The organism is Arthrobacter sp. ok362 (assembly GCF_900102785.1).
Lineage (GTDB): Bacteria > Actinomycetota > Actinomycetes > Actinomycetales > Micrococcaceae > Arthrobacter.
Window position 1 is genome coordinate 155,794 of record NZ_FNGC01000011.1, and the last position, 21,768, is coordinate 177,561.

General features: G+C 64.0%; 16 protein-coding genes. 7 read left to right on the top strand and 9 right to left on the bottom strand.

Translation table 11 applies throughout. From position 1 onward, the window contains the following. Window positions 1–48 precede the first annotated feature (48 nt). From BLQ10_RS15620 to BLQ10_RS15645, 6 genes are all read right to left on the bottom strand, one after another. A complete protein-coding gene (locus BLQ10_RS15620) occupies window positions 49–1,224 on the bottom strand; it encodes a glycosyltransferase (RefSeq protein ID WP_091563593.1) in 1,176 nt (391 codons plus the stop codon). Continuing rightward, window positions 1,221–2,441, bottom strand: coding sequence for a glycosyltransferase (locus tag BLQ10_RS15625; RefSeq protein WP_091563595.1), 1,221 nt, complete (start codon window positions 2,439–2,441; stop codon window positions 1,221–1,223). The genes BLQ10_RS15620 and BLQ10_RS15625 overlap by 4 nt, the downstream gene beginning before the upstream one ends. Then, on the bottom strand, window positions 2,428–3,675 hold the full coding sequence (locus tag BLQ10_RS15630; RefSeq protein ID WP_091563597.1) for a glycosyltransferase family protein: 1,248 nt from the start codon (window positions 3,673–3,675) through the stop codon (window positions 2,428–2,430). The genes BLQ10_RS15625 and BLQ10_RS15630 overlap by 14 nt, the downstream gene beginning before the upstream one ends. A 147-nt stretch (window positions 3,676–3,822) precedes the next feature. Continuing rightward, window positions 3,823–5,370, bottom strand: coding sequence for a sensor histidine kinase (locus tag BLQ10_RS15635; protein WP_175558647.1), 1,548 nt, complete (start codon window positions 5,368–5,370; stop codon window positions 3,823–3,825). A gap of 95 nt (window positions 5,371–5,465) precedes the next feature. Then, entirely contained in the window at window positions 5,466–6,131 is a 666-nt protein-coding gene (locus BLQ10_RS15640) for a response regulator transcription factor (RefSeq protein WP_091563600.1), read from the bottom strand. A gap of 249 nt (window positions 6,132–6,380) precedes the next feature. After that, window positions 6,381–7,277, bottom strand: a complete 897-nt coding sequence (locus tag BLQ10_RS15645; RefSeq protein ID WP_091563601.1) for a serine hydrolase — start codon at window positions 7,275–7,277, stop codon at window positions 6,381–6,383. 135 nt (window positions 7,278–7,412) lie between these two features. On the opposite strand from BLQ10_RS15645, the gene BLQ10_RS15650 reads away from it, so the two are divergent. Continuing rightward, complete coding sequence (locus BLQ10_RS15650) at window positions 7,413–8,333, top strand: 2-hydroxyacid dehydrogenase (protein WP_091563603.1); 921 nt, start codon at window positions 7,413–7,415, stop codon at window positions 8,331–8,333. Between the two features lie 107 nt (window positions 8,334–8,440). Continuing rightward, window positions 8,441–9,064 carry a dihydrofolate reductase family protein gene (locus tag BLQ10_RS15655; protein ID WP_091563604.1) on the top strand — a complete coding sequence of 208 codons (624 nt, stop codon included), beginning with the start codon at window positions 8,441–8,443 and terminating at the stop codon, window positions 9,062–9,064. On the opposite strand, the gene BLQ10_RS15660 is transcribed toward BLQ10_RS15655, so the two are convergent. Further along, complete coding sequence (locus tag BLQ10_RS15660; RefSeq protein ID WP_091563606.1) at window positions 9,061–9,438, bottom strand: VOC family protein; 378 nt, start codon at window positions 9,436–9,438, stop codon at window positions 9,061–9,063. The genes BLQ10_RS15655 and BLQ10_RS15660 overlap by 4 nt on opposite strands. 179 nt (window positions 9,439–9,617) lie before the next feature. Here BLQ10_RS15660 and BLQ10_RS15665 point away from each other — a divergent pair, with 179 nt between their 5' ends. The 3 genes from BLQ10_RS15665 to BLQ10_RS15680 all read left to right on the top strand — a co-directional run bounded on the left by BLQ10_RS15665 (window position 9,618) and on the right by BLQ10_RS15680 (window position 15,597). Beyond that, entirely contained in the window at window positions 9,618–11,357 is a 1,740-nt protein-coding gene (locus BLQ10_RS15665) for an ABC transporter ATP-binding protein (protein ID WP_091563607.1), read from the top strand. Continuing rightward, on the top strand, window positions 11,354–13,414 hold the full coding sequence (locus BLQ10_RS15670; protein ID WP_091563609.1) for an ABC transporter ATP-binding protein: 2,061 nt from the start codon (window positions 11,354–11,356) through the stop codon (window positions 13,412–13,414). The genes BLQ10_RS15665 and BLQ10_RS15670 overlap by 4 nt, the downstream gene beginning before the upstream one ends. 1,085 nt (window positions 13,415–14,499) lie before the next feature. Further along, a complete protein-coding gene (locus tag BLQ10_RS15680; protein WP_091563612.1) occupies window positions 14,500–15,597 on the top strand; it encodes an ImmA/IrrE family metallo-endopeptidase in 1,098 nt (365 codons plus the stop codon). A 4-nt stretch (window positions 15,598–15,601) separates the two neighbouring features. On the opposite strand, the gene BLQ10_RS22105 is transcribed toward BLQ10_RS15680, so the two are convergent. After that, on the bottom strand, window positions 15,602–16,555 hold the full coding sequence (locus tag BLQ10_RS22105) for an alpha-glutamyl/putrescinyl thymine pyrophosphorylase clade 3 protein (protein WP_139164256.1): 954 nt from the start codon (window positions 16,553–16,555) through the stop codon (window positions 15,602–15,604). Next, window positions 16,539–17,447 (bottom strand): thymidylate synthase, encoded by a 909-nt coding sequence (locus tag BLQ10_RS15690; protein WP_175558648.1) that lies wholly within the window; start codon window positions 17,445–17,447, stop codon window positions 16,539–16,541. The genes BLQ10_RS22105 and BLQ10_RS15690 overlap by 17 nt, the downstream gene beginning before the upstream one ends. Before the next feature lie 1,658 nt (window positions 17,448–19,105). Here BLQ10_RS15690 and BLQ10_RS15695 point away from each other — a divergent pair. After that, entirely contained in the window at window positions 19,106–19,468 is a 363-nt protein-coding gene (locus tag BLQ10_RS15695; RefSeq protein WP_217635820.1) for a PDDEXK nuclease domain-containing protein, read from the top strand. Between the two features lie 714 nt (window positions 19,469–20,182). Continuing rightward, window positions 20,183–21,181, top strand: a complete 999-nt coding sequence (locus BLQ10_RS15700) for a LacI family DNA-binding transcriptional regulator (protein ID WP_217635824.1) — start codon at window positions 20,183–20,185, stop codon at window positions 21,179–21,181. Window positions 21,182–21,768: the final 587 nt, after the last annotated feature.

A 21,768-nucleotide genomic window follows, 5' to 3' on the forward strand; every position in this document is an offset into this window, starting at 1 on the left:
GCCACAGTGTTCGCCAGCTACGGGGGTGTGAATGCCTGGCAGCGGTGGTCATTGCGTGGCCAGTCTGCGTGCAGGCGGCAGGGCCCCGGTGATCCGGGACAGCACACCACTCCAGCTGAATCTCTGCACCGCGTCGCTGCGGGCCTCGAGCCCGAGCCTCTCCCGCAGGTTCGGATCTTCGCCGAGCCGGATGAGGGCATTCGCGAGTGCGGCCGGCTCCCCGGGCGGGACGAGGATTCCGGTGCGGCCGTCCTGGATGATGGACGGGATCTGGCCCACGGCGCTCGCGATCACGGGCAGCGCGGCCGCCATGTACTCAAAGACCTTTAGCGGCGAGAAGTAATCGTCTTCGCCGGGGGCGTCCGGGGGATAGGGCGCAGCGGCGGCGTCGAATTCTGCCAGGAGCCCGGGCACGGCAGCCGGCGGAACGGCGCCGGTGAACACCGTTGGCACGCCGAGAGATTCGGCGAGGCGTTCGAGATCCTCCCGGCCGGGGCCGTCACCCACCACCTGGACCTGCCAGCGCAGGCCCGGGTCAAGGGTCTGTTGGTTGGCCAGGGCCACACCGTGCAGCAGGCCGGGGACACCATGCCAGGGCTTCAGCGTTCCGACAAACCCGACCGTGAGGTGGTCTGGATTCCGGCGCCCGGGACGGCGGGCCGAAATCCGGTCGACGTTCACGCCGTTCGCTGCCAGCACGGTTCTGGCGGTCGGCACCCGCGCCCGCACCCAGTGCACCACAGGATCCGAAACGCAGGCCACGACGTCGGCCGTTGCCGCGTTGCGGCGGAACACCGTCTCAGCCTTCTTCACATCCAGCAACTGACGGTACCGCTGCTGCTCCTCGATGAGCGGGGCGTTGACCTCGAGTACTGACGGCACGTCCAGGATGCGGGCCACCACGGACAGCGCCGGACTGAACAGCGAATAGCGCTCGTAGAACAGCCCGCAGCCGTTGCGCAGGACCTCGTCCGCCAGGCCCAACGCGGCGTCCTGTACGGCCCGTTCCCGCGCGGGGCCCGGGACGGATTCCGGCCTGACTTCGACGACGTCGAGATCGGCAAGATCGCTGGGCCGCTCGGTGCCGAGCCGGGTGCAGTAGACCGTGACGGCGGCGCCGGTCCCGCGCCACGCCCGGACGATTTCCTGGACGTGCACCGAGGAGCCCTTGGTGCCGAAAACAGGCACGCCGGGGTCGGCGCAGAGGTAGGCCACGCGTGTCATGCGACTCTCCTTTCCGAACGGGAGAGGGACCTCAGGAGCTCGGCCTGGCGGTGGACGTCGTAGTCCTCCTCGATCACGGCGCGTGCGTTGCGGGACATGGCAAGCCGGTCTGTGACGGGGGAGCCGAGCGTGCGGATGCCGCGGGCCAGGGCGTGCGGGTTACCCGGCCGGACCAGGACCCCGGTGGAGCCGTTCCGGACCACCTCGGGGATCCCGGTGACGGACGTGCTGACGCAGGGGACGCCGGTGGCCATGGCCTCAAGCAGGACCGTGGGCATGCCGTCCGCGTTGCCGTCGGCGCCGACCACGCAGGGCGCCGCGAAGATATCGGCGGATTGGAGCAGTTCGTGGACCTGGTCCTGGGTCTGGGGGCCGAGGAGGCGGACGTAGCCGCCGAGCCGGAGCTGATCGATGCTGGCCTCCAGCTCCTCGGCCATGATCCCGGTCCCGGCGATCCGGAGGTCCATTTTGACCCCCTGGTCCAGCAGTTCGGCGGCCGCGGGCAGAAGATGCTGGAAGCCTTTCTTCTCCACCAGGCGACCGATGGCGGCGATCCGCAGGGTAGGTCCGAGCGGGCGGGGCTCCCGGTAAGGGAAGCGCTCCAGCTCCAGGCCGTTGCGCACCAGGTGGAGCCGGGACGTCGAGCCCGGGAAGCGGCGGCGCAGGTAGCGCATGTTGTACTGGCTGATGGTCACGGCGTGGTGGGCCTGCTCAAGCTTGAGCCGCAGATCGTCGTCGCGGACCGATTCGTGGAAGATATCCACCGCGTGGGCCGTAAACGAGAAGGGGATGCCGGTAATGAAGGACGCCAGCCGGGCGACCGTCGTGGCGCCCGAGGCGAAGTGGACGTGCATGTGCCGGATGTTCCGGCCCTGCAAGGCGGTGGCCAGGTTGATGGCCTGGACGGCTTCGTCCGCCGTGGCGGCGGCGAGTTCGGCGAAGTTCAGGCCAAGGGCGGCCGTGAGCCCCGCCTCCTCGGCCAACTGGAGGGCCTCCCACAGGGCTATCGTCTTGATGGGGCGGTCAATGTAGGTCACCGGTGCCTGGACCCGGGCGAGCTCGGGGTGGAACCGGGCGTCGTTGGTGGGCAGTAGCGAGAAGATCTCGATCCGGTCCCCCGCTGCTTCGCGGGCCAGGATTTCCGCAACGATGAACGTTTCGGAGAATCGCGGATACATCTTGAGGACGTAGGCGGTCCCCGGTTCAGACGGCCACACGGCTGGCCCCTCCCTTCGCGCGCGCGGCTCCGTGTCCGTTGGCCCGGAACTGATCTGCACTGACTTGTTCGGGACTGATCTGATCGGAAGCGGCCTGCGGCTGCAGCAGCTCGGCGGCCAACTGCGGAACCCGAATCAGGCCGTCCAGCACCGCGCGACGGCGGTCCACAGTGGTGCCCAGCCGGGCGGCCAGCCAGCCGGCCAAGATCTCGGGGGTCAGCGTGCCAATGTCGTGTTGCTCCAGATACCCTGCCGCGGCCAGGGACGCGGCCCGGATCCGCTGCTCGCCGCGCGACTGCGTGCGGGGCACGATCAGCGCGGGGACGGCGGTGCTCATGATCTCGCACACCGTGTTGTAGCCGCCCATGGCGACGACGGCGCCGGCGTGCCGGATGTGGAACACCGTGTCATCCACTGCGGACACCACTTTGACGTTGGGGCGGGCCTGCTGCCGGAGGTCGTCGAGCTGCTCGGTGGGCATCTGCGGTCCGGCGACCACCAGGTGTCCCAGCCCGTCCGGCACCGGCGCGGCGACGGCGATGCTGGCCAGGGCGTAGCCGTCCGAGCCTCCGCCGACCGTCGTCATGCAGTAGGGGCCGGGCATGCAGCTGGTGCCGGAAACGGAAGGGCGCCCGTCGGCGAGGTAGCCGGTGTAGTGGATGAGCTTTCGGAGGGCGAACGGTATTTCGCCCGAGGCCACGGGATCGTGGACGGCGGGATCGCCGTAGACCCAGATGGCATCGAACAGGGCCTTGACCACGCGGGGGCCGCCCACTTTGGCCCATTCGCTGAGGGCCGCGGCGGGCGAGTCAAGGACCTCGCGGAGGCCCAGCACCACGCGGACGGGACCGGCAGTGCGTGCGCGCCGCAAGGCTGTTTCGAGTTCGCCATGAACGCCCGTGGCGTGCCGGTCCACCACCACCAGGTGGGGGGCGAAGCCGGCCAGCGTAGCCTGCAGCAACCGGGCCCGCAACGGCACGAGCTCATGCATGGGCAACGCCAGGTTCCGGGGCAGGTAGCCCGTGGACCCCTTCGCCACGCCGGGAAGAAGCACCCAGTCCCAGCCCTCGGGCAGCCGGAACGCCGGGGCCAAGTCTGTGCCGGTGATGAGGATTCCGGTGACAGGGCGTCCGATCAGCCCGGGAAGCTGATTGTTCAGCGCGTGCGCCAGCGCCAGGTTCCGGCGTACATGTCCCAGGCCCACTGAATCATGTGAGTACAGCACGATCCGCATTGGCTCCACGGCAAATCCTCCCCGGCCCCCCGGTGCTCCCGGACATGGCTGCGATCGCAACTGTGCCCGGTGCCGGCGCTGTCTGATGATAGACACCAGCCTGCGCCCCAAGAGTGAGGATGGGATGAGGAGAAGATTAAGGATTTCTCAGCCAAGGCCAGTTCCGACGCGGACGCTGCTGGACTGCAGAGGGATCCGGATCAAGAACGTGGCCCCGTGGCCGTATTGGGATTCCACAGTGGCCACGCCCCCGTGCGCCTGGGCGATTGCCGAAACGATTGCGAGGCCCAGTCCCGAGCCCTCCTCGCCGCGGCCCGTGTGCGCCCGGCCGAACCGTTCGAAGATCCGTTGCTGGTCCTCGGCAGCGATGCCGATCCCGTCATCGCGCACCCACAGCAGGAGAGTTTCCTGCAGTGGCAGCGAGGTGCCGTCGTCCGCCGTCGGGCGTTCAATCCGGGATCCGAGCGCGATCGTGGAGGACGGCCCGGTGTGCTTGACGGCGTTGGCAGCGAGCTGGACCAAGGCCTGGGTGAGGCGCTGCGGATCCGCCTCCACCACGTAGTCGGCTCTTTCATCTATCTGCCAGTGGCGGTCGGCCAGGACGTGCACTTTCTCCATGACCTGGTCCAGGAGTTCTGGGATCTGGACGGGTTCTCGCCGGATGAAGCCGGGGTCGCCGGAGTTGGCGAGCAGCAGGAGGTCGTCCACCAGGCGCTGCATCCGGTCCACCTCGTCCAGCAGCACGTCCCTGGTGGCAATGACATCGTCCGGATCGTCGACCGTCACGAGCTCGAGGTGCCCGCGGAGAATGGTCAGCGGGGTCCGCAGCTCATGGCCGGCGTCGTCCAGGAACTGCTGCTGTTGCTGGGCGCCCTCATCCAGCCTCTCCAGCATGGTGTTGAAGGTCTTGGCGAGCAGGGTGACGTCGTCCTCACCCTTGCGCACCTCCACCCGCTGCGTGAGGTCCTCCGGGCCGACCGCCCTGGAAGCCTCGCGCATGCGGCGGAGCGGATCGAGCAGCCGGCCGGCGACAAGACTGCCGATCACCGCGGCAGCCAGGAGCATGCCGAGGGCCACGAGCGCATACGTCTGGACCGAGCTGACGTTGCGCTCGCGCTGGTCGGCCGCGTCCCGGGCGACCAGGACGAATGTCCCGGTGGCGCCCCTCATGGGCAGCACCACAGTCCTGAGCGGGCGGCTGCCCGAGTTCAGCTCGCCGAAGGACGCGCCGGCCGGGTTCCTAAGCTCGGCGGCATCGGCGAACATGCTGTTGTCCAGAAGGTCCGTGTCACCGTTGCCCTCAACAGTCCACGCCACGCGCCCGTCCACGATCCCGGCCATGACCTCGTTGCTGCGCGGCTCGATATCCTCCGCGGCCTCATGAAGGGCGCTGACGTAGGTCCTGTTGGCGTAGTCCCCGGACGTTTTCTTCTTGGTCTGCACGAGCTTGACCACTGCATTGGCCTTGTCCAGAAGCGCCTGGTCGAGCCTGGCATCGGACTCCTGGAACTGGACCATGAACGTGACCATCCCCGCGGTGACCACACCGGCGAGCATCATGCCCAGCATGGCGGCAACCACCCGGAAACGCACCGAGTGGATCTTGGCGCCCCAGCCGGAAGGGTCCTGGGTGTCCGCCGGAGGGGAGGCAGCCGCGTGCGCGGTCTGGCCGTCCCCGCTGGGATGTTCATCCAAGGTGGCCACCCTGCTCCCTTCCTGTGATGATCAGCTGGCACTGCAGAGTTTCGCGGTGTTTTGCAGAGTTTTGCGGAGATTTGCCTCGTTTCGGCCTAGCTGAGGCGGTACCCGGCGCCGCGGGTGGTGAGGATGCGGTCGGCGCCGAGTTTCATCCGCAATTGGCGCACGTACACGTCCACCACGTTGGACGTGCCGTCGAAGTCGTAGCCCCAGACGTGGCTGAGCAGCTGCTGCCGGCTCAGGACCTGCCCGGGGTGCAGCAAAAACATTTCCACCAAGGCGAATTCACGGGCGGAGAGCTCCACCATCCGGCCGTCGACGCTGACTGTGCGGGTGAGCAGGTTCAGTTCCAGCGGCCCGTAGCGCATAACGCTTCCCGCCAGGACATCGCCGGTGTCCCCCTTGCGGATCCGGGCCCGGATGCGGGCCACAAGTTCCTCGAAGTGGAACGGCTTGACGATGTAGTCGTCGGCGCCGCCCTCCAGCGCGGCGACGGTGTCGGCGGACGAACCGCGGGCCGTGAGGAAAATGACCGGGATGCCCACCTGGCCGCGGCGCAGTGCCGCCAGGACCGCGTAACCGTCCAGGCGGGGGAGCCCGATGTCCAGGAGCAGGAGGTCGAATTCACCGCTGGATGCGTAGTCCACGGCCGTGACGCCGTCGCCGACCACAGTGGGCGCGTAGCCGGCGGCGCGCAGACCCTTTTCGATGAAACGCGAGATGCGTTCTTCGTCTTCTGCAATCAGGATGCGGATCAAAATGACTCCCTGGAAAAGCCCAGTGCTGCGGCGTCTCCGGTATATGAGCCGGGAGGAATGCCAAGGCCCCAGCAGCCCCGATAGACCCGGAGTCCCGGCATGTGCGGACCCCATGGTGTGGGCCCGTGAAATCGGCGGGCTGTATCCCGATTTCTATCCTGCCCCTGTTACGGTGCCTGCGCCACCTTTCGTCGGCTGATTTTCAGGCTATTAACAGCTCACACGCAGCAGGACGCCAATACGGTCGTGTCACTGCCCGAATAGGGCACCGGTGACTTGGTGAGTCAGATCGTGGATGAGGTCCAGACGGTCCGCACTGTCGGCGTCGTTCGGGCCCCACGTGTAGATGACCACCGCGTAAGAGCGGTCGCCGGCGCTGAGCAGCGCCGCGTCGTGGACGTAGCCCAGCACCACGCCGTACTTGTGGTGGACCGTGATGCCGGGGGCAACGGCCGCCGGGATGAGGTCCTCGTCATTGGTGTGCTGCATGTAGCCGAGCAGCTCCGCGGTGTGATCGGCGTTGAGCAGCTTGCCCGTGGCGAGCTGCTGGAGGAGCCGTGCCATGTCCGGCGGGGCGATGAGGTTTTTCTCGGGATCGTAGGTGATGCCGAGGGTGGCGGCGTAGGCGGTGAGGTTGGGGTAGCCGATATCCCGCATCAGGAGCAGCCACGCGTCGTTGTTGCTGGCGTTGATCATGGCCTTGAGCTGGAACGCGGCGTTGAACGCGCCCAGCGGTGTGTCCAGCGACTTTTCGCCGGTCTCCACGAGGTGGTAGTAGGCGGCGCCGGTCAGGACCTTGGCCGTGCTCGCGGCTGTGTACGGGGCCACGTCGCCGTAGGTCTGCAGCTGTCCGTCGCCGGTGTCCAGCACGGCGACTCCGATCCTGTGGTCGGGGTGTTCGCCGATGATCCGCTGGATCTCGGCGGGGAGGTCGACGGCGGCGGGCGCCGGCCTCGCCGTCGCCGGCGCGGACTGCCGCTGGGCCTGCTTTTGGCTGACGGCCGTGAAGGCACCGTCCGGCGACGATCCGCTGAGGAGCAAGCCGAGAACCACGACGGCGGCCAGCACCAGCGCCGCGGCGGCCCAGACCAGGGCCAGGTTCCTGCGGTGGGTGGGAGTGGCCGGCCGGGGGCCCCGATTCGTCATGTGCGTGGGCCTTCCGGACTCGACTGGGTGCTGCCTCCGACGTTAGGCCGGGCCGGGGGCGAAGTCCACGCAGCGCGCGGGGCGCGGCCAAGGTCGGGGAAAAATCACGCAGCCGGGTCCACTACGCTGGCACCCATGAGCCGGAAAATTACTGTCAGCCTGCCGGACGCCTCGTTGCGCGAATACCTTCAGCCGCACCCGGACGTCACCATCCTGGAGTGGGACCTCACCGGTGAGCCGCCCCTGCCCCGGATCGACATCGTGGTGCCGCCCTACATGGGTGGCCCGCAGGTCCTGCAGAACTTGGGACGGGTGGACACAGCACTGGTGCAGAGCCAGTTGATCGGATACGACGGCGTTGCCGACTTCCTGCCGGCCGGACGGGTCTTCGCCAACGCGGCCGGCGTGCATGAAACCTCGACGGCGGAACTCGCCCTGGCCCTGATCCTCGCCAGCCAGCGCGAACTCCCGCGCCTTATGCAGAACCAGCAGGCGGGCCGGTGGGAGGCCCGGCCCACCGCCAGCCTGGCCGACCGCCGCGTCCTGATCGTCGGCTACGGCGGTGTGGGCAAGGCGATCGAGGACCGGCTCCTGCCCTTCGAGACGATCGTGACCCGGGTGGCCAGCAGGGAACGCGTGGATGAGCGCGGCCGCATCCACGGCATTGCGGAACTCCCGGCGCTGCTGCCGGTGCACGACATCGTGGTGGTGGGCGTTCCGCTCAGCGATTCCACCCGGCACCTGGTGGACGACGCCTTCCTCTCGGCCATGCCGGACGGCGCCCTGGTGGTGAACGTGTCCCGCGGCCCGGTGGCTGACACTGATGCCCTGGTCCGGCACACCGCCTCCGGACGGATCCGCGCCGCGCTGGACGTCACCGATCCCGAGCCCCTGCCGCAGGACCACCCACTGTGGCGGACCCCGGGCGTCATCATCAGCCCGCACGTGGGCGGGGCGAGCTCGGCGATGCGCCCGCGGATGGGCCGGCTGCTCCAGCGGCAGATCGACCGCATGCTGGCCGGCGAGGCCCCGGCCAACGTGGTGCTGAACGGCTAGGGCGGCCAGGCCGTTAATACCGGTTGCTTCGCAGGGGGTCGTGTGCCAGCCTCGAAGTGATCCCGTCGCCGGGGCGACGACGACGGGCGGCAGAGAAGGAGCACGGCATGGGACTCATCCATATCGACCTGTTCACCACGCTCGACGGCGTCGCGCAGGCGCCCGGCGGGCCGGACGAGGACGCCGACAACGGCTTCGCGTTTGGCGGCTGGCAGGCGCCTCTCTTCGACGAGGTCGTGGGCGAGCAGGTCGAGTCCGGGATGGCGGGGATGGACGCGCTGCTGCTTGGGCGCCGGACCTACGACATTTTCGCCGCGTACTGGCCGCACGCAGACGGGGGCATCGCGCGGCTGTTCAACCGCCTCCCCAAATACGTGGCCTCGCGCCAGACGCCGACCCTCGAGTGGGCCGACACCACACTGCTCGGTCCTGATGTCGTCGCCGCCGTGCGCGAACTACGCGACCGGCACGCGAACATCCACGTCATCGGCAGCCTCGACTTCGTCCAGACCCTGTTCGCCGAGCGGCTCTTCGACCGGCTCACCCTCTGGGTGTACCCGATCCTCCTCGGCGGCGGAAAGAAGGTCTTCGCCGACGGGGTGGTTCCGACGAACCTCAGACTCATCGAACCGGTTGTCGCCTCACCGAAGGGTGCGGTGCTGCAGCGCTACGCGCTCGCCGATGGCACGCCTGGCGTCGGCGACATGTCGGCCGGCAATCAGGAGGGCTAGGGCGCGGGTAGATTGCCCGTCCCGGCGGTGTCCACCACGCAGAACCTGTTGCCTTCCGGATCGGCCAGGATCACGTAGTCGGCGTCCGCAGGCCGCTTGCTCCATTCGACCCGGGTGGCGCCCAGGGCCAGGAGCCGCTGCACTTCCGCGTCCTGGGCGTCGGTGTACAGGTCCAGATGCAGGCGCGGGGGAACCTGGACGGCCGCGGGCACCCGGTCCAGGGAGATGCAGGTGCCGACGCCGCCCGGCGGCTGCAGGATGACAAAGTCGCCGTCGGGCGCGTACCGCGGCTCGTAGCCCAGGGCAGCCTGCCAGAAACTCATCTGGCGTTCGAGGTTGTCCACCCGGATCACGATCGAGCCAATGCTCAGCATCCGCCTCAAGCTACACCCGGCCGAGCTGCCCGGCAAGCAAAACACCACCCCAAACATCGCCGCAGGCCCGCCCGCGATTCGCCCTGAGAGGAACCCAGCCAGCTCCCGGCCGCCGGACGTAGACTGACCCTCACATCGTTCCGTGTGAAACCGTCCGTGGCGCGTGAAGTGGAGACCGGATGCTCTGGAAACTGCTCGTCGAATACCTGCGGCCGCAGCGGCGGCTGCTGCTCGCCGTCGTCGTCTTCCAGCTGGCGGCGTCGATTGCCTCGCTGTACCTGCCCACCCTGAACGCCGACATCATCGATAGGGGCGTGGCGACGGGGAACACGGAGTACATCCTGCGCATCGGCGGCCTGATGCTCCTGGTCACCCTGCTGCAGATCGTCTGCACCGTCGTGGCCGTGTATTTCGGCGCGAAGGCCGCGATGGCGCTGGGCCGGGACGTCCGCGGGGCAATCTTCACCCGGGTGGCCGAGTTTTCCGAGCAGGAAGTCACCCGGTTCGGCCCGCCCAGCCTGATCACCCGTTCCACCAACGATGTCCAGCAGGTCCAGCAGCTGGTCCTGATGTCCGCCACGCTCATGGTCACGGCGCCCATGCTCTGCATCGGCGGGGTGATCATGGCCATCCGGCAGGACGTGCAGCTGTCCTGGCTGATCGCCGTCAGCGTGCCCGTGCTCCTGATTGGGGTGGGGTCGATCATTTTCCGGATGGTGCCGCTGTTCCGGCTCATGCAGGCCCGAATCGACACCGTCAACCGGGTGCTGCGCGAACAGCTCACCGGCATCCGCGTGGTGCGGGCCTTTGTCCGGGAGGACGTGGAGACCGCGCGCTTTGCCCGCGCCAACGAGGACGTCACGGACACCGCGCTGCGCGTCGGCCGGCTCATGGCGCTCGCGTTCCCCACCGTGATGCTGGTGCTCAACGTCTCCAGCGCGGCGGTGATCTGGTTCGGTGCGTTCCGGATCGAGGACGGGTCCATGCAGGTGGGCACCATGATCGCGTTCCTGAGCTACCTCATGCAGATCCTGATGTCCGTCATGATGGCCACGTTCATGGCGATCATGATCCCGCGCGCCGCCGTGTCGGGGGACCGGATCGGCCAGGTGCTCGGAACCGAATCCAGTGTGCGGCCGCCGCTGCATCCGGTCAGCTTTGCCGGCCGCGCCGGCCGGGGCGAGCTTCAGATGCGCGACGTCGGGTTCGCCTACCCGGGGGCCGAGCAGCCGGTGCTCTCGGACGTGAGCTTCACCGCCAGTGCGGGGCAGACGACGGCGATCATCGGCAGCACCGGCTCGGGCAAGACCACCCTGGTGAACCTGATGCCGCGGCTGTTCGATGCGACGTCCGGCTCGGTGCGGATCGACGGCGTGGATGTGCGCGAGCTCCACCCGGACCTGCTGTGGGGGCACATCGGCCTGGTTCCGCAGAAGCCCTTCCTGTTTTCCGGCACGGTGCGCAGCAATCTGCTTTACGGCAAACCGGACGCCACCGAGACCGAGCTCTGGCAGGCGCTGAGCATCGCGCAGGCGCAGGACTTTGTGCAGGAGCTGGAAGGCGGGCTGGATGCGCCGATCTCGCAGGGCGGCACCAACGTCTCCGGCGGCCAGCGGCAGCGGCTCGCGATCGCCCGGGCCCTCGTGAAACGCCCCGAGCTCTACATCTTTGACGACTCCTTCTCCTCACTCGACACCGCCACGGACGCCCGGCTGCGGCAGGCACTCAAGCAGCACACGGCCGGGGCCACCCTGGTGATCATCGCCCAGCGGATCTCCAGCATTGTGGACGCTGACCAGATCCTGGTGTTGGACCGCGGCAGGGTCGTGGCGCAGGGCACGCACGAGGAACTGCTCGCGGCGTCCGAGACGTACCAGGAGATCGTGAACTCCCAGCTCGCAGCGGAGGAGGCAGCATGAGCCGCACCGACAAGGCCCCGACGCCGGCCCCCGCCGCCGCTCCTGCCGCCGGGGCACCCGGTGCCTCCGGGGCGACTGCCGCTTCCGGGGCGCCTGCCGCGCAGGCGCCGATGCGGATTCCCCGCCCCGCGGGCGGACCCGGCCGCGGCGGCCCGTTTGCCGGGATGAACATCCCGGTGGAGAAGGCCATGAACTTCGGGCCGTCCGCCCGGCGGCTGCTGGGGGAGCTGCGGCCCGAACGGCTGTGGCTGGTGCTGGTCCTGATGCTCGCCGTCGTGAGCGTGACGTTCTCGGTGATCGGGCCCCGGCTCCTCGGCGACGGCACCAACCTGATCTTCGCCGGCGTCGTGTCCAAGCAGCTGCCCGCCGGGGTCAGCCAGGCCCAGGTGATCGCCCAGCTGCGCGCCGCCGGGGAGACCCAGCAGGCGGACATGCTCAGCGCCATGACGCTGACTCCCGGCACCGGCATCGACTTCGCCGCGCTGGCCACCGTGCTGCTGTGGGCGGTGGCCCTGTACGTGTTGGCCTCGGCGTTCGGCTGGCTGCAGGCGTACATCCTCAACGGCGTTGTGCAGCGCACGGTCTTCCGGCTGCGCGAACGGATCGAGGCGAAGATCAACGGGCTGCCGCTGCGCTACTTCGATTCCGTGCAGCGCGGCGAGCTGCTCAGCCGGGTAACCAACGACGTCGACAACATCTCACAAAGCCTGCAGCAGTCCATCAGCCAGGCCGTGACCTCGCTGCTGACAGTGGTGGGGGTGCTGGTGATGATGCTGCTGCTTTCGCCCACGCTGGCGCTGATCGCGCTGGTGACCATTCCGCTGACGCTGGTGACGACGGCGGTGATCGCCAAGCGCTCGCAGAAGCTGTTCGTGGCGCAGTGGAGGCACACCGGCGAGCTGAACGGGCAGATCGAGGAGACGTACACCGGGCACGCGCTGGTGAAGGTCTTCGGCCGGCAGCGCGAGGTGGAGGAACGGTTCCGGCAGAAGAACGTGGAGCTGTACCAGGCGAGCTTCGGCGCGCAGTTCATTTCCGGGCTGATCATGCCGGCCATGACGTTCATCGGGAACCTGGTCTACGTGGGGATCGCCGTGGTGGGCGGGCTGCAGGTGGCCTCCGGGGCGATGCAGCTGGGCGACGTGCAGGCGTTCATCCAGTATTCCCGGCAGTTCACCCAGCCGCTGGCCCAGCTGGGGTCCATGGCGAACCTGCTGCAGTCCGGCGTGGCCTCGGCCGAGCGGGTGTTTGAGCTCCTGGACACCGAGGAACAGGGGCCGGATCCTGTCCCCGGCGAGTCTCCCGACGGGGGCCGGGGGCGGCTGGTGTTTGAGGACGTCTCCTTCTCCTACTCCCCGGACAAGCCGCTGATCACGGACCTGAGTCTCGTGGCCGAGCCGGGCCAGACCGTCGCCATTGTGGGGCACACCGGCGCGGGCAAGACCACCCTGGTGAACCTGATGATGCGGTTCTACGAGCTCGACGCCGGGCGGATCACGCTCGACGGCGTGGACGTCACCGCGATGACGCGCGACGGGCTGCGCTCGCGGATGGGCATGGTGCTGCAGGACACGTGGCTGTTCGGCGGGACCATCCGGGACAACATCGCCTACGGCCGGCCCTCGGCCACGGAGGACGAGATCCTGGAGGCGGCGCGGGCGACGTACGTGGACCGGTTTGTGCGGTCCCTGCCGGAGGGCTACGACACCGTGCTCGAGGACGAGGGTTCGAATGTCTCGGCGGGCGAGAAGCAGCTGCTCACCATCGCCCGGGCGTTCCTGGCCCGGCCGTCGGTGCTGATCCTGGACGAGGCGACGAGCTCGGTGGACACCCGCACCGAGGTGCTGGTGCAGAAGGCCATGAGCGCCCTGCGGTCCGACCGGACTTCGTTTGTCATCGCCCATCGCCTGTCCACCATCCGCGACGCCGACCTCATCCTGGTGATGGAATCCGGGCAGATCGTGGAGCAGGGGACGCACGCCCAGCTGCTGGCTGCGGGCGGGGCGTACGCGGCGCTGTACGCGGCGCAGTTCGCGGCTCCTGTGGCGGAGGTTTAAGCGGCTCCGGTGGCGGAGGTTTAGGGGGAATACAACATTTCTTCTTTCGGCCTCGAGACGGAGACGGGTAGTTCGCTTCCGGGCCGATCAACTTTACGCAATATCCGCTATCGGCCGCAGAAGTGGACTCACAGAGTTCGGTAGTGCCAGACTTCCGGGGCTGATCACTGAAGTCATTGCTCCGTTATAGACGGCGGCTTCCGCTCTTTTGCGACGAGGATTCGGGCCTTACCTTTGGGTAGGAGTCACAACGAGCAGCGCGCACGCCTGCTGCAGGAACGCTTTGACGCCCAGCCGTGGAGCAGCGCGGGCACAGCTCGCACCGATCGCCTGAGAAAAGCCTCGAAGGCAAAGGGGACCGGGAAGCAATCAACTCACGCCTCCTGGCAGACAAGCACCAGGGGGATGCCGGCGGCGGCCGCCGTGGAAAAGCCCTCACTAGCCAAGACATCAAAGATGGCCAAACAAAGCGGCGGAGGTAAGGCCCTTGAACGCGGCGGACTCGAGCTCTAGGAGTTGGACAGGCTCATCGAGTAGGTGGGCACGGACACGGTCCACTGGTTCAAAACGTAAAGGTTAGTCCATGTCACACCGCCAGCATCGTCGACCGCGCACTCCAAACCCCTGGAATCCGGTGTCTTCTCGACGGGGTCGGGGTGACACGGACGACGGCCTAATAGGTGAACTACCGAGTCGGCGGTAGGCTGAAGCCGCTGTACCGGCCTTCATGGTGGGGAAAAATGGAAAATCACAGAGGGCCAAAGTTTGAAACTCAGTTTCATGACACTTGAGTTGCGGCGGATATGCTCAGATCCGGACTATGCGGTCAGGAAGCTGGGCGCTGAGGTGGGAGGCTCGCTTCGGGCCCGCCTGGCTGACCTTGACGCGGCTGACTACCTGATTGACGTGCCAATAGGGATCGATCTGGCGAGTTCAACCCTAACCTGCATCCCAATACACATCCTCAATAATCACTACCTGATCGGACGTGCTGACCACGTGAAAGTCTATGGGTCTGACACTTCAGAGGCTCCCTGGGATATGGTCAGTCGAATGAAGTTAACTCACATCCAGGAGATGCCGAGATGACTACCGCTCAAGAATTCATCCCCCGGTGGGCTTGCTCCCCCGGTGCCACAATTCAAGATCTGATCACTAGCAAAAATGTGAACCCAGCCGAAGTTGCCGAAGCCTGTGGACTGGGCAGAGATGAGTTCAATAGATTGCTTCAGGGATCCGTCCCCATTACGGGCAAAATCGCTGTATCGTTGGCACAAAATCTCGGCGGTTCCGCATCTTTTTGGCTTCGTCGAGAGGAGCGGTTTCGTGAGTCAGAAGCAATAGTCGAAGCTGATCAGTGGGTCCAATCGCTGCCGCTCAGCTCCATGAAAAAGCTCGCCTGGTTAGAGGTACCTAGGGACTGGCGAGCTCGTATCGACGCATGTTTAGGCTTCTTTGGCATGGATAGCCTCGAGAGCTGGAAGCATTCCTACGCTGACCAACTTCAGACTGTCCGCTTCCGGACTTCGCCGTCCTACCCAAACCAAGTATCCTCAGTTTCGAGTTGGCTTCGAGCTGGAGAAATTGCACACCAGGGATTTACCGGTGGCAACTTTGACCCAGACGCTCTATTGTCAGCGCTTCCCGAACTTCGAAAGCTCACTCGCATTGCAGATCCCGAGGAATTCATCCCGAGATTGCAGTCCTTGGCGGCCCGCTGCGGAGTTTCATGTGTGATAGTTCCGGCCCCAGAAGGTTGTGCCGCCAGCGGAGCCAGCAGGGTACTGGCGGATGGCTCTGCACTCATTCAACTCAGCGGGCGGTATCTCTCCGACGATCAATTTTGGTTCTCGTTTTTTCATGAAGTGGCTCATCTTCTTCTGCACAAAGACGCCGCGCTCCACGTAGACGGAGATCCTGCTGCCTTTGAAACCGACAGTGCCGAGTCTGAAGCCAACACATTCTCCGCAGATGTGCTCTGGCCCTTTGAGCATCGGCCGTCGTCCGTAGCTGCTAAAAAACCTTCGAGACGAGATATTGTCCGTCTGGCATCTAGGGCGGGAACAAGTCCTGGAATCATTGCTGGTCAATTGCAGAGCAGCGGTGTCCTAGATCATGCCGAGTGTAACAACCTGAAACGCAGGTACAAACGAGTTGGGTCGAGGCTTCTTCTGAAGAAATAGAGATTCAAAGCACGAATTGCCGGAAGCGGGCCGGGCTCTTTTGCCAGTTGCAGATTGCGTCCTCTATAACGTCTGGTGTCACGCCAACAATCGTCGAAAACCTTTCTAGATCTGGTCGCAGATCCTGTGCGCGGGCCGTTGACCCTGACCCGTCAAGTAGCAGCCTAGCCCCTCGCAGTGGGCCGGTAGCTTTCTGAAGATAGGTATGGCCTGGTTCTATCTCCAGGAACTTAAGACGCGAGATAGTCATGAGGTAATCGAATTTAGCGATGCGCCCGAAGTCCACAACTACGTCTAGAGCGTTGTAGAGTGCCTCAAACTTTTCGCTCGGCGAGACCAGGTGCGAGTAGGCGGCAAAAAGAGAAGCATGACTGCCATACTTCATTACCCACTCCACATAGCTCTCGAAGACCGCAGCCGTACCACGTTCGCTTTCATGGCTGAGACTTGAGTATTTCCGATGATTACCGAATCCTCGCCGTTGGTCCTTTCGGAGTAACTCCGACTGATTTTCTCCTAGCCATAGCCTGAACTCTGGGGTATTGCTAGAAATTTCGTCCCAAGACCATATTGGGTCGCTGTTCAAGCGTCCGTAGACCTCACGAACGTATCGCCAGCCGGCTATGGGATGCTTTCCGAAGTGAACGAACTGAAAGACGAGCCAGTAGGCTTCGTCTTCTGCTCCGGACCTCCAATGATGGATTGCGGCCTTCAAGGGGTCGAATTGAGAGTTGTGAGGATCGACCATCTCTGCCGGGACATCTCGGTTCAGCATTCGTTCGAAATGCGCGTTTCTTCTTTCGCTGTCGATTAGCTGATTTACCAGCACCGAGCGTTCCTCATCGCCGACGATACCGGGCAGCGGCGCTACATTTAACTCAAATTGCCCGATCTTGCGAGTGAGCTCATCAAAGCGGTGCTGATAGCTCGGCCGGTGGGCTTCACCTTTGACTGTCACTAGTTGCCTTTCTTGAGCCATGCCTGTCGACACGGTCTTGAACAATAGATCGGAAGTAACTACTTTCGATCCTCAGTGCCGTCTCGGCCAAGTCGTCCTTGCGTCCCTCGCGGATGAGCTTGTATCCAAAGAGCAGTAGGGCGAGATCACGCCAGTACGCGTGGTTGGGCAGCTGTAAGTCCTGTATTCCTAAGCTTGAACTGAGGCGAATGAATTTCTCGAGGGCTAGGAGGTTGTGAATCTGCTCCCAGGGATCTCCGTCAGGCATCGCGGGCATAGTTACAGCATCATGCCAGCCCTCACCGAGGTACCTATCTGCTGCTTCTACGTCCTTCATGTACAGGTGGAGACTACCGACAGAATGGTAGTAGTTCCCAATATCGACTCCGACGGACCTAGCAATGATTTCTTGAATCATTGTGAAAGCAAATAGATCATGGGGGAAGCCCCAGAAGAGATCGTTAGACCGCATACTGGTCATCATGATCAGCTTACGTTCTCTAACTACAAACTGGAGGGCTAGGGTACAGGGCGCGTTGTTCGAGTCCTGGTGATCGAAAAGTTGTATAACGGCGTTGCGCGAGTCAGGATTCTTTCGCAGCATCTGGATGACGGCTTCAACTTGGTTGACATCGTCGTACTGCATAAGGCGAGGACCGTAAGCACCAATTACGTGCCCGTCTACTGAAACCGCGGGATCCTTGTAGTAGGACACATAGTAGCCAATCTGCTCCGCGTCATCGGATCCAGACAGGTACCAGAGGAGCTCGCCGAGCGCACTAAAGACACGTTCGCGGTTTTGGCTGCGGCTTACACGGGCTCGGGGTTGCCTGAGTTCTACCAAAACGCCGAATAGCTCTTTAGCGCCACCATTGGTGGGCGTAATGCTCACCCCTTTATCTAAGACATGTCCATAAGCCTCGTGCATTAAATCATCGACGGTTTCTGCGGATAAAAAGTGATGCATTCTTGCCCCCCAGGGAATATCGTTCGTCTCAGCCTACTGAATAACTCATGGAACGACGGGACAGCCACGCAATTGTCGGCTAGATGACTACATATCCTCGGCCATCAGCAGTATTAACCGGTGGGGAGTGCTGTTCCAGGCCGCCTGTGGTGCGGTCGCCCCTCGGTCACCGACGTCGGCACGTGGCTCAAATAGTCCCGAGCGCAGGCTGTTACTTACATCATCGGCGAACTCAGCAGCGCCGGCGCTGGCTGGACATAGCCAACCGTCACCGCCTGGGGGCGAACCATGCAAGGATACTCATCCCGTTCACATGCGATTTTCCCCCTCATAGATCCCGGACGTATATGGGGCCTGCCGGCTAATCTGTCGAGGCACCTGTCTGGATCCAAGTGCAGAAACTAGCCGACGCCAAGTGCTGACCAGCATGTCAAGCATCCTGTGCAGTTGGCGGCATGTCGTTGCTTCGTCCCTGGTTGACGGATCTAGGTCCAACATCCACCTGGGCAGAGACACTACGGAGACGCCTTTCGCTTTCGGAACGGCGGTCGAGGCGGATGATTCCGCCTTCACTCCGGATGCGGAAAAGGCGGGCCCAAGATGGGCGACCGTACCATTCCACTTGCAGTTCCCAGCGGTGGCCGCCAGTACCCCATGTCTTTAGGAATAGAGGAACGTCCAAAACCACGACCTTGGTGTCATATGGCTCCAACCGGAGTGGGACTACAAGGGTCTCGTCGGACAAATTCTTTATCCAATTAGTCGTATACCCAATCATCTGATGACGGATCGCTTTCGCGCCGGGGCGCACCATTTGGACCGCACTGAGCGTCACGCCGCTGGCACCGGCGTTGTGGAGTTCAAACCTGAAATCTGCGGGCTCGAGATGGTCAGGTCGAACAATCAACGCTTCGTGTGGTCCCGTGATAAAGACTACCGGTCGGAGCCGAACCCAATTCACAATGGAAAGGACGAATCCCAGAAGTCCTAGGATCGAGGCAACCGTGACAGTCAGGTCGATGCCAGCGTTGCCCAACAGTGCTCCCGTTCACCAGACCTATTTTCGACTATTGTACTTTGCCGGTTGGGCGGTCCCTGCCCGGGAGGGGTCGCGGAAACAGGGATTCCCGCATCGACCGATGCACCTGTTCCTAGCAAAACCGTTGTCCCCACAGGTTGGGCTTTGTGCATGCATTCTGCTCTCAGTGCTTGACGCTAAGGAGGACACTACTCTGCACCTGCAGGAATTCAGGTTCACTCAGGCGAGGACTTGCTGACACAATATTGGAGGCTTGCGCCTTGTGCTCAACTACTGGCGAATTCACCTGTTCCGAGCCCGAAATCAAGACGGTTCGCGCTGCCTTCCAGAACGCCACTTGTCATAAGATCCGCTATCGGCCGCAAGAGCGGACTTACAGACTCCGGTAGTGACAGATTTCCCAGCGTGATCAACCGCAGCCCTCAGGCCTCTTTGTCAGGCCCGGAGAACAGGTGAGTAGAACAATAGTGCGGACATTGTCTGCACTATATGCCCGTTCCTGACGGGGGAGGGGACAGAATATCAACCGTGGAGTGCGTCGTTAGTGCGGTCAACGGGCTACGTCGTCATCGAACTCAAGACGGGCAAGTTCCAACCCGAATACGCCGGCAAGCTCAACTTCTATGTCGCCCTCGTGGACGACGTGCTCCGGCGCCAGCACCATAACGAAACCATTGGAATCCTCATCTGCGGCACCAAGAACGACCGCAGCGTCCGGTACAGCCTGGGACGATCCACCTCGCCCATGGCCGTCGCCGCCTACACCTACGACAAGCTTCCCCCGGCCGAACAACAGGCACTTCCCAACGAAGGACACATCGTCGCAGCGTTGGAATGGGCCGAACCCGACGCCGAACCCGACGCCGAACCCGACGCCGATGCCGACGCCGTCCCCGGGGAGGCCTGAGGCGCGCCTCCGACAGTGGACGTCCTGTCGTGTTCCCAACGTAGGGGACCTGTCTTGCAACCCGAGGGTTGTGAGAGCGCCTCATGAGAGGTAATGGGAAGCCGTGTTGCAGGCCCCGAGCGCCTTACAGCCTTGTTCCTCAAGAGGGCTGTAAGACAAACTAGAGTCGCCGGTGCCGAGGCTGACCGGATACTGCGTATCGACAATAGCGCTGGCCAATAACTGGCAGGTGGCTGGCCTTCTGGCGGCCGGTGTTGTGGGGTGGGCTGCGCAGGGACTGCGCGGACCCCGGCCGGCCCGCGCCGATTCACGGAGCCGCGAGCCAATGGACCAATTGGGGCAAGACGCTGTCCGTCGACTTAGGGGTTCGCATCACCCCTGACACGGGGAGGGCACCTACTCGGTGGGGCTTCCTTATTGCGTAGACTAGATAATCTCACACTGTCTCGGTGAAGGTCCCGTGGTTATGCCTCCGCCGGACGCTGGTAGGACTTGCTGGGAAAACAGGATCACGGGATCCGCCTTAGATTTATCTTCTCTCGGGGTGCTTGAAAGACTTCGGGGGTGTCGCAAAGGAAGCGCACAAGCCTCCCATTCGCGGGGACTGTGTTTCCTTGTGAGCATTTGCTTATTTGATATCAGGGTTTATGGGCGAAACGTGAGCAGCTATGAGGAGCGGCCGGGATGAATGGTCCTGAGAGAGTTTCGGATCATATGCCGACAGTAAAGGAAGTAGCTACGTTGGCCGGGGTGAGCCCTATGACGGTCTCCCGTACTCTTGCTGGCGGAAACAATGTTCGCCCTCAGATGCAGAAACGTGTGCTTGATGCTGTGCGTGAGCTCGGTTACTACCGCAATGAAACCGCGCGGGCTCTTCGGCCTGGACAGGCCAGCGGGCTGATTGGGGTCGCCATCACGAACCTTGCAAACCCCTACTATGGAAGCTTCGCCCTGGGAGTTGAGGAAATCGCCCGGCAATATGGCCGTCGCATACTTCTCGGCAACACAGGTGAAGACGCCGCGCGCGAACGGCAGCTCGTTTCGGACTTTGTGGGGAGACAGGTGGAGGGGCTTATCCTCGTTCCTTCCGGCGGAAATACGGACCATCTGCAGCCTGAGATTTTGCACGGTATACCTCTCGTGCTCGCTTCCAGGATCGTTCCAGGAATCGACACCGATGTCGTACTTCTCGACGATATCGGTGGGGCCTATTTGGGAACAAAGGACCTTCTTGAGGCCGGGCACAGACGGATCGCCTTCCTGGGTAATGCCGAATCGGTGTTCACCGGGCAGCGTCGCTATACCGGATTTACACAGGCGTTAGACGAGTTCGGCCTTGTCCCGGACCCGGTTCTGGTCAAACGTGACCAGCAGGATATTGCGTCGGCACGCACCGCTATGAAAGCGCTTCTGGATTTGTCTGAGCCGCCGACGGCTGTTTTTGCCTCTAATAACCGGAACGCCATTGGCGCGCTGATGGAGATCGGCGCGCGGCTCCGGCTCGGGGCGGACGCCGCCGGGTTCCCTGCGATTGCGAGCTTCGACGACTTTGAGCTCGCAGAGCTAATGCCCGTTCCGGTGACAATCGTCGATCACGATCCACGCGAACTAGGGCGCGAAGCGGCCCGGCTGCTTTTCACAAGACTGACTGACGGTGCGATGGCGTCCAGGGAGGTAGAGATGCCCACCCGCGTGCACGCTGCCCGAGAATAGTCTCGTTCCGCGTCGCGCCATGTCCCGGGCTGGGCCTTGGCTACCTTCCAGTTTGACATCAGCGGGAAACTCGTCGCGCTGGGCTGAAGGGTCCGGGCACGGTGGCGTCTCCAGATAGATGTATTCCTCAAATGGCCCCCACTGGTAACGTTATCAGTCGACAGGCGTCGATGGTATCGTTACCAGCCAGGGAACGCTTCCCTTGGAGCACTACTCACCATTGTCCTGTTCGCTGCTAGCCAGAATCGTCTCGTTGCCTGCGTGGCTGCGGGGGAGTGGGAAGGAATGACATTGATGCTCGATCCACATGCAAGATCAGACGGCACTAGCCCGAACGTCGGACGCTTCGGAGCCGCCATCCTGGATACGCCGGCCCTTGACGGCGCCGTGCGAAACGGTGTGCTGCTCGAGACCTACTCAAACTCACCAGTCTGCTCGCCCTCCTGCGCAATGGATCGTCAGCCGTCAGGCGGGGCAAAGAACGTTGCAGCCTTGCGCGTCCTCCCGATCGAACAGGAACAGACGTGCCTCTGACCCTTCACACCGCCCAGGGTCCTACTGACCCGCCTGCCTCGCAGCCGCTTCAT